This is a genomic window from Mycobacteriales bacterium, from assembly GCA_035550055.1.
Lineage (GTDB): Bacteria > Actinomycetota > Actinomycetes > JAFAQI01 > JAFAQI01 > DASZTV01.
In genome coordinates, this window is sequence record DASZRO010000034.1 from 21,026 (window position 1) to 28,489 (window position 7,464).

General features: G+C 70.3%; 10 protein-coding genes. 9 read left to right on the plus strand and 1 reads right to left on the minus strand.

Annotated elements, in window-relative coordinates; translation table 11 throughout:
• The first annotated feature begins 148 nt into the window (after nt 1-148).
• The gene (gene pafA, locus VG899_05955) at nt 149-1,507 is read left to right on the plus strand and encodes a Pup--protein ligase (protein HWA65897.1); all 1,359 of its coding nucleotides are present in this window, start codon (nt 149-151) and stop codon (nt 1,505-1,507) included.
• A 19-nt stretch (nt 1,508-1,526) separates the two neighbouring features.
• On the opposite strand, the gene VG899_05960 is transcribed toward pafA, so the two are convergent.
• Nucleotides 1,527-2,591: a DUF3866 family protein gene (locus tag VG899_05960; protein HWA65898.1), complete on the minus strand. Its 1,065-nt coding sequence runs from the start codon at nt 2,589-2,591 to the stop codon at nt 1,527-1,529.
• 40 nt (nt 2,592-2,631) lie between these two features.
• On the opposite strand from VG899_05960, the gene VG899_05965 reads away from it, so the two are divergent.
• The 8 genes from VG899_05965 to VG899_06000 form a co-directional block, all read left to right on the plus strand.
• On the plus strand, nt 2,632-3,591 hold the full coding sequence (locus VG899_05965) for a YafY family protein (GenBank protein ID HWA65899.1): 960 nt from the start codon (nt 2,632-2,634) through the stop codon (nt 3,589-3,591).
• The gene (locus VG899_05970; protein HWA65900.1) at nt 3,588-4,547 is read left to right on the plus strand and encodes a WYL domain-containing protein; all 960 of its coding nucleotides are present in this window, start codon (nt 3,588-3,590) and stop codon (nt 4,545-4,547) included. Before VG899_05965 ends, VG899_05970 begins: the two co-directional genes overlap by 4 nt.
• A gap of 98 nt (nt 4,548-4,645) precedes the next feature.
• Nucleotides 4,646-4,978 (plus strand): hypothetical protein, encoded by a 333-nt coding sequence (locus VG899_05975; GenBank protein ID HWA65901.1) that lies wholly within the window; start codon nt 4,646-4,648, stop codon nt 4,976-4,978.
• Nucleotides 4,979-5,013: 35 nt separating this feature from the next.
• On the plus strand, nt 5,014-5,199 hold the full coding sequence (locus VG899_05980) for a hypothetical protein (GenBank protein ID HWA65902.1): 186 nt from the start codon (nt 5,014-5,016) through the stop codon (nt 5,197-5,199).
• A 58-nt stretch (nt 5,200-5,257) separates the two neighbouring features.
• On the plus strand, nt 5,258-5,491 hold the full coding sequence (gene tatA / locus VG899_05985; GenBank protein HWA65903.1) for a Sec-independent protein translocase subunit TatA: 234 nt from the start codon (nt 5,258-5,260) through the stop codon (nt 5,489-5,491).
• Nucleotides 5,492-5,566: 75 nt separating this feature from the next.
• On the plus strand, nt 5,567-6,364 hold the full coding sequence (gene tatC / locus VG899_05990) for a twin-arginine translocase subunit TatC (protein ID HWA65904.1): 798 nt from the start codon (nt 5,567-5,569) through the stop codon (nt 6,362-6,364).
• Nucleotides 6,361-7,260 carry a diacylglycerol kinase gene (locus VG899_05995; GenBank protein ID HWA65905.1) on the plus strand — a complete coding sequence of 300 codons (900 nt, stop codon included), beginning with the start codon at nt 6,361-6,363 and terminating at the stop codon, nt 7,258-7,260. The genes tatC and VG899_05995 overlap by 4 nt, the downstream gene beginning before the upstream one ends.
• A 19-nt stretch (nt 7,261-7,279) precedes the next feature.
• Nucleotides 7,280-7,464 (plus strand): hypothetical protein (locus VG899_06000; protein HWA65906.1); only part of this gene is annotated, 185 nt, incomplete at its 3' end.

Here is a 7,464-nt window from a genome sequence, read left to right on the forward strand (position 1 = left end):
TTGTGACCTCAGGCACGCTTGTGACTCAGGTCACATTTCGTCACGTCTGGCCAACATCCTGCCCGGCCGGGCAGGCATCGCGCGAGTGCGCCGCGCCCCGGTCGGCGACGTTGCGCCGAATCCGCAGGCGGCGCCGTACGCTCGGACCGTGGAACGGCGGATCTACGGACTCGAGAACGAGTACGGCGTGACGTGCACGTTCCGCGGCCAGCGCCGGCTGTCACCGGACGAGGTCGCCCGCTACCTGTTCCGTCGGGTGGTCTCCTGGGGTCGCAGCAGCAACGTCTTCCTGAAAAACGGCGCTCGGCTCTACCTGGACGTCGGCTCGCACCCCGAGTACGCGACGCCCGAGTGCGACGACGTGGTCGAGCTCGTCACCCACGACAAGGCGGGGGAGCGCACGCTCGAAGGCTTGCTGATGGACGCCGAGCGCAGGCTGCGTGAGGAAGGCATCGCCGGCGACATCTTCCTGTTCAAGAACAACACCGACTCGGCCGGCAACTCCTACGGGTGCCACGAGAACTATCTGGTGGGACGTCACGGGGAGTTCAGCCGCCTCGCCGACGTGCTCATCCCGTTCCTCGTGACCCGCCAGATCATCTGCGGCGCCGGCAAGGTGCTACTGACGCCGCGCGGCGCGGTCTACTGCGTCAGCCAGCGGGCGGAGCACATCTGGGAAGGGGTCTCGTCGGCGACGACCCGCAGCCGCCCGATCATCAACACCCGCGACGAGCCGCACGCCGACGCCGAGCGATTCCGCCGGCTGCACGTGATCGTCGGTGACAGCAACATGTCCGAGACGACGACCTTGCTGAAGATCGGTACGACGGACCTGGTGCTGCGCATGATCGAGGCCGGCGTCGTGATGCGCGACCTCACGCTCGAGAACTCGATCCGCGCGATCCGCGAGATCAGTCACGACATGACCGGTCGTCGTACCGTCAAGCTCGCCAACGGGCGCGAAGCCAGTGCCCTCGACATCCAACAGGAGTACTTCGCCAAGGCACGTGACTTCGTCGAGCGGCGCGGCGACGACGCGACGTCGCGCCGGGTGCTCGAGCTGTGGGAGCGGACCCTCAAGGCGGTCGAGTCGCAGGACCTGAGCCTGATCGACCGGGAGATCGACTGGGTGATCAAGTACCAGCTCGTCGAGCGGTATCGCGCCAAGCACGGCCTCGCGCTGTCCTCGCCCCGCATCGCGCAGCTCGACCTCACCTACCACGACGTCAATCGACGGCGCGGGCTGTACTACCTGCTCGAACGCCACGGCGCGGTCGACCGGGTGACCACCGATCTGAAGATCTTCGAGGCGAAGTCGGTGCCGCCGCAGACCACTCGGGCGCGGCTGCGCGGGGACTTCATCCGGCGGGCTCAGGAGAAGCGACGCGACTTCACCGTCGACTGGGTCCACCTCAAGCTCAATGACCAGGCTCAGCGCACCGTTCTGTGCAAGGACCCGTTCCGCGCGGTCGACGATCGAGTGGAGAAGCTCATCGCCTCCATGTAGGGCGCATGTGCCATCCGCTCTAGAGGAGGGTGGCGGCGTGGCGGCCGGCGGCGGCGCAGCCGAGAAAGTACGCCGGGTCCTCGTCGAGGCCGCGGCCCATCGTCGACACCCGTCCGGGTGCTGCCGCGATCACCTCCCGCAGCCCGTCGACGCCGACGTCGACGAGCCGGTGCGGCGGTGACAGCGGCCGGGCGGCGTCGGCGACCGCCTCGCCGATCGCTCCCGCAAGGCGCGGTACGACGACGTCGGCCGGTGCGAGCGCAACCCGGCCGAGCGCGGTGAGCGAATGGTGGGACACCCCACGATGGCGCTCGCGACGGTCCGCCTCGCTGATCCGCAGCGCGGCGACCGGACGGCCGCCGAGCACCGCCGTCGCGTTGACCGCCTCACCGCTGGCCACCCCGCTGAACCCCCAGCGGGTGCCGGTGCCGAGGTTGCCCGGGCCTTGCGTCACGATCGCGAGGTCCGCCCCGAGCACACCGCGGGCGGCGAGCAGCCCGGTGTGCAGCGTCACCGCCTCGACATCGCCACCGAACGCCTGACCCACCGTCACGGTCGCGGCCAGCCACCCCGCCGACGTCAGATCGTCGACCGAGCGCGAGAACCCAAGGGGGAGCGCACCGCCGTCGGTCATCACGTACACCGCGCGTGCGCCCGCCATCCGCTCCCGCAGCCCGGCAAGGATCGGCGTGAGCGCGGAGTGGAGGTCGGCAACGACGACCGGCATCCCGTCGATCGAATCGGCGTCGCGCAACGTGGCGTGCGCGGGGGAGTCCTGCTCGTCCACGGCCAGCACGGTCGCCTGCAACGGCGTGTAGCGCGCCTTGACCACGTGACCGGGCTCGTCGAGGTCGGCGGGCAGCCGGTCAGGGATAGCGACCACCATGGCGAACCCGCCGGTGCCCAACCCCAACGCGACCGCGGTGGTGTTCAGCAGCACCCGGTCGCCGACCTCGGGAGTCCCGACGAGCCGCGGGTAGGCGAGCGCGGTCAGCTCGCCGTCCACCGTCGCCACGGTGAGCTCCCGGGCGCCCGGCCGGTCGCGAACCACCGCGACGACGCTGCCCTCACGCCACCGGATCACAACGACGGACGCTACCGGTCACGCGGTAGCGTCGTCGGCCATGGCGGCGGAGCGCACCGAACGGCTGATGAACCTCGTCATCTGCCTGTTGCACACCCGCGCCTATCTGACCGCCGAGCGGCTGCGCGAGATCATCCCTGGGTACGCCGACGCGCCGTCCGACGAGGCGTTCAAGCGGATGTTCGAGCGCGACAAGGAGGACCTTCGCGACCTCGGCATCCCGCTCGAAGTCGGTTCGCACAGCCACTTCGACGACGAGCAGGGCTACCGGATCCCACGCTCGGACTACGCGCTGCCCGAGATCCACCTGGAGGCCGACGAGGCGGCCGCCGTCGGTTTGGCGGCGCGCATGTGGTCGGCAGCCACGCAAGGGGCGACCGCCACTCGCGCGCTTCGTAAGCTCGAAAGCGCGGGCGTCGAGCTCGTGGCGCTGCCCGAGGGCCTGCAGCCTCGCCTCGGCGCCGGCGGGGCCGGGCTTCCCGCCGTCCACGAGGCGCTGCGAGATCGCAGACGACTCAAGTTCGCCTATCGCGGCGCCAACGATGCGGAGCCGGCGCAACGGCGTGTCGAGCCTTGGGGTGTCGTGTGCTGGCGTGGCCGCTGGTACCTCGTCGGACACGACCTCGACCGCGAGGCGCCGCGTGCCTTCCGGCTGTCTCGGGTGGTGGGCGAGCCCGCCGTCGACGGCAAGCCGGGTTCGGTCACCGTTCCCGACGGCGTCGACCTCGGCGCGCTGGTGTCGGCGACGGACGCCGCGCCTCGGACCGAGGCACTGGCGCGGGTCAGGGTCAGACACGACCGTGCGATGGGGCTGCGGCGGCTGACGATCGACGTCGCGGACGACGGTGACGGCTGGGACGTCGTGACCGTTCCCTGCCCGGATCCGCATCGCCTCGCCGAACAGGTTCTCGGCTACGGCGCCGACGCGGTCATCCTGTCGCCGGCAGAAGCGCGTGACGCGGTGGTGCACCGGCTGCGTGCGCTGGTCGAGGCCACATGAGCGGCGCGCCCGACCACCTGCCGCGGCTACTCGCACTCGTGCCGTGGCTGCTCGCGCATCCGGACACCTCAGTCGCCGACGTCGCCACCGAGTTCGGCGTCAGCGAGTCGCAGATCCGGGCCGACGTGAACCTGCTGTGGATGTGCGGGCTGCCCGGCTACGGCCCCGGTGACCTGATCGACGTCGAGTGGCGCGGCGACCGCGTGACCCTGTCCAACGCCGACACGATCGAGCGACCGCTGCGGCTCACCCCCGACGAGGCGCTCGCCCTCATCTCCGCATTGCGTGCGCTGTCCGGCGTACCCGGGATCGTGTCGACGGCCGCCATCGAGCGTGCCCTCGCCAAGCTGGAAGGTGCCGCCGGCGGTACGACGGGAGCCGACAAGGTGGTCGCCGCCACGACCAGCAGCGCGGACACGGACACCGAGGTGGTCACCACCATCACCGACGCACTCGCCAGGTCTCGCCGGGTGCACCTTCGCTACTGGGTACCGGCGCGCGACGAGGCGACCGAGCGCGACGTCGACCCGATCCGGTTGTTCACCAGTGACGCAACGGCCTATCTCGCCGGCTGGTGCCACACCGTCGAGGACCTGCGCACGTTCCGGTTGGACCGGGTGCTCGACGCAACGGTGCTGGAGCAGCCGATCGACGTTCCCGCAGACGTGCGGGCTCGCGCGCTCGACGCCGAGCTCTACACACCGTCGCCGGAGGACCGGCTGATCACGCTGTCGCTCGATCCGGCTGCGCGTTGGGCCGCCGACTACTACCAGTGCGAGGAAGTGACCGAGCGCGGCGACGGCGGGCTGGTCGTCAAGCTGCGGGCACGCGACGACGCCTGGGTACGCCGGCTCGCGCTGGGCCTGGCCGGGGTCGCAACGCTGACCGATCCGCCGGAACTGGCCCGACAAGTCCGGTCTGCGGCGGTTGCGGCCCTCGCGGCCTACGACGCGTAGATCCGAGTCCCTTCAGCGCATCAAGCCGTCGGCCTCGGCTGCCGAAGGTCTGAGGACGCCACATCCCCGGTGGCGCCACAGTACGAGGGAGGGCCGGCATGACGACGATCAAGGCGTCCTGCCCCGCCTGCGGCGAGGTTGAGCTGACCAGCGACGACATCCGGCTGCGCGTGTGCAGCCACGGTGCGCTCTCGTACTACACCTTCCGGTGCCCGGAGTGCGCCGAAGAGGTGCGCAAGCCCGCGGACGACCACATCGTGTCCCTGCTCATGTCCGGTGGCGTCAACGCCGAGGTGTGGGACGTGCCGGCGGAGGCGCTCGAGCCGAAGCCAGGCGAGGCGCTGAGCTACGACGACCTGCTCGACTTCCTGCTGCAGCTGACGCGGGACGACCTTCTTGCGGCCCGGGCGACGGAGGCGGCACACCGCTGAGCCGCCCCCGGCCGGCCTGGACGTAGCCTGCTGTCGTGGTCTGGGTGGCGTTCTACGTCGGGATCGGCGTCGTGGGCATCGCGGTGCTCGGCGCGGTCGGCTTCCGGCTCTACCGCCAGGTCCGCCAGTTCACCCGCGACGTGAAGTCGGCGGGAGAGCGGATCTCGGCGCTCAGCGACCAGCTGTCGCGAGAGGCCGCGGCGCGCACGCCGCGGGCGTAGCCCCGCGGGGCGTAGGATCGAGGGGACTCCGTCCGGGGGCCCGCGAGAGGACCAGGTCATGGACATCGGTTGGCCAGAGATTGCGATCATCGCCGTTGTCGTGCTTGTGCTCTTCGGCTCGAAGAAACTGCCTGACGCGGCGCGGTCGCTCGGCAAGTCGATGCGCATCATGAAGACCGAGATCAAGGGTCTGCATGACGACGACGCACCGGCGGCGCCGGCTGAGCTGGCGTCGGCGACGCCGGCCAACGCCGAGCCGGCCAAGACTGAGCAGACGACCTCCACCAGCTAGTCCTTCGCTGCCCCCACGCCGGTGAGGATGCCGCGCCCGGCGCGGGCGGATCGCGATCGGTCGCCAGACGGCCGGATGACCCTCGGCGAGCATCTCGCCGAGTTGCGCCGCCGCGTCATCATCTCCCTCGTCGCCGTGGTCGTGACGACCGTCGTCGCTTACGTCTTCCACGGCCACATCCTCGACTTCGTCAAGCATCCGTACTGCCAGCTGCCGGCGCACTACCGCGCCATTTCCGGGCGATGCACCCTCGTCGCGTTCGGGGTGCTGGACCCGTTCACCCTCACGCTGAAGCTGTCGCTCTACGCCGGCGTGATCGCGGCGTCACCGGTCTGGCTGTTCCAGCTGTGGCGGTTCGTCACGCCGGGGCTGTACGCGCATGAGCGGCGGTATGCGACCGCGTTCGTCGGCTCCTCGGTCGCCCTGTTCGCCATGGGCGCGGCGTTCGCCTACCTGACGCTGCCGGAAGGGCTGCACTTCCTGCTCGGCTTCGCGCACGGCGGGATCTCATCGCTGCTGACCTTCGCGAACTATCTGTCCTTCGTCACGGCGATGGTCTTGGTGTTCGCGGTCTCCTTCGAGCTGCCCCTGCTCGTGATCATGCTCAATCTCGTGGGGGTCGTCTCGGCGACGAAGCTGCGCGGGTGGTGGCGCGCCGTCATCTTCGGGATCTTCATCTTCGCGGCGGTGGCGACCCCGAGCCAGGACCCGTTCACGATGAGCGCTCTCGCGTTCCCGATGTGTCTGCTCTACGGTGTCGCCGTGCTGGTCGCCACCGTCCACGATCGCCGGGTCGCCGCGCGGGGCCCGTTGTACGCCAACCTGGCTGACGACGAGCTATCACCGATCGACGACGAGCCCGCGACGCGATGACCGACGGCGGGGGCAGGCCATCGGTGGCGCTGATCGTCAACCCGACGGCAGGCAAGGGACGCGCCGCGAAGCAGGTAGCGGCGGTCGCCAGTCGGCTGCGACAGGCCGGGATCAACGTGTCCATCCTGGTCGGTACCGACGCCGCGGACGCGCTGGCGCTGGCGCGCAAGGCCTCCCTCGACGGCGTCGACGCGGTGGTCGCGCTCGGCGGTGACGGGATGGTTCATCTCGCCCTCAACGCCGTGGCGGGCACCGACACTGCCCTCGGCATCATCCCGGCGGGCACGGGCAACGATCTGGCCGCGACGTTGCGGCTGCCGACGAAAGACCCGGTGGCGGCCGCCGGGGTCGTCGCCTCCCGGCTGCTCGAGGGTGGGGCGTGGCCGATGGACGCGATCAAGGTCGGCGACAAGTGGTTCGGATGTGTGCTGGGTGCCGGGTTCGACTCCCGGGTCAACGACCGCGCCAACCGGATGACCTGGCCTCGGGGACGGATGCGCTACAACCTCGCCATCGTCGCCGAGCTCGGGGTGTTCGCCCCGCTGCCGTTCGAGATCACGATCGACGGTGAGCATCTCTCGACCGAGGCGATGCTCGTCGCGGTCGGCAACGCGAAGTCCTACGGGGCCGGCATGCACGTCACCCCGGACGCCGACGTCGCCGACGGGCTGCTCGACGTGATGGTGCTCGGACCGGTGAGCAAGCCGGAGTTCCTCAAGACGTTTCCGAAGGTCTTCAAAGGCACTCACGTCGGCCATCCGGCCGTCACGATGCGCCGGGCGAAGGTCGTCGAGGTCGCCTCGCCCGGCGTCACGGCGTACGCCGACGGTGAGTACCTGGCCGACCTGCCGATCCGCTGCGAGTGCGTGAAGGGCGCCGTCCAGGTACTGGCTTGAACCGGACGTAGGGTGAGGCGTGTCCAGCCCGGCGGAACGGTACGCCGCGGCTCGGCGTCGCGCAGCCACGCCGGTGCTGCAGGACTTCCTGCTCGGCTACCCGTTCGACCTCGACGCCTTCCAGCGGCGGGCCTGCGAAGCGCTCGAAGGCGGGCACGGCGTTCTCGTCGCGGCACCGACGGGGGCGGGCAAGACGGTGGTGGG

Coding starts and splice junctions, on each gene's coding strand:
- VG899_05965 (HWA65899.1), top strand. CDS start 2,632: ATGGCGGCGGAGCGCACCGAACGGCTGATGAACCTCGTCATCTGCCTG.
- VG899_05970 (HWA65900.1), top strand. CDS start 3,588: ATGAGCGGCGCGCCCGACCACCTGCCGCGGCTACTCGCACTCGTGCCG.
- VG899_05975 (HWA65901.1), top strand. CDS start 4,646: ATGACGACGATCAAGGCGTCCTGCCCCGCCTGCGGCGAGGTTGAGCTG.
- tatA (HWA65903.1), top strand. CDS start 5,258: ATGGACATCGGTTGGCCAGAGATTGCGATCATCGCCGTTGTCGTGCTT.
- tatC (HWA65904.1), top strand. CDS start 5,567: ATGACCCTCGGCGAGCATCTCGCCGAGTTGCGCCGCCGCGTCATCATC.
- VG899_05995 (HWA65905.1), top strand. CDS start 6,361: ATGACCGACGGCGGGGGCAGGCCATCGGTGGCGCTGATCGTCAACCCG.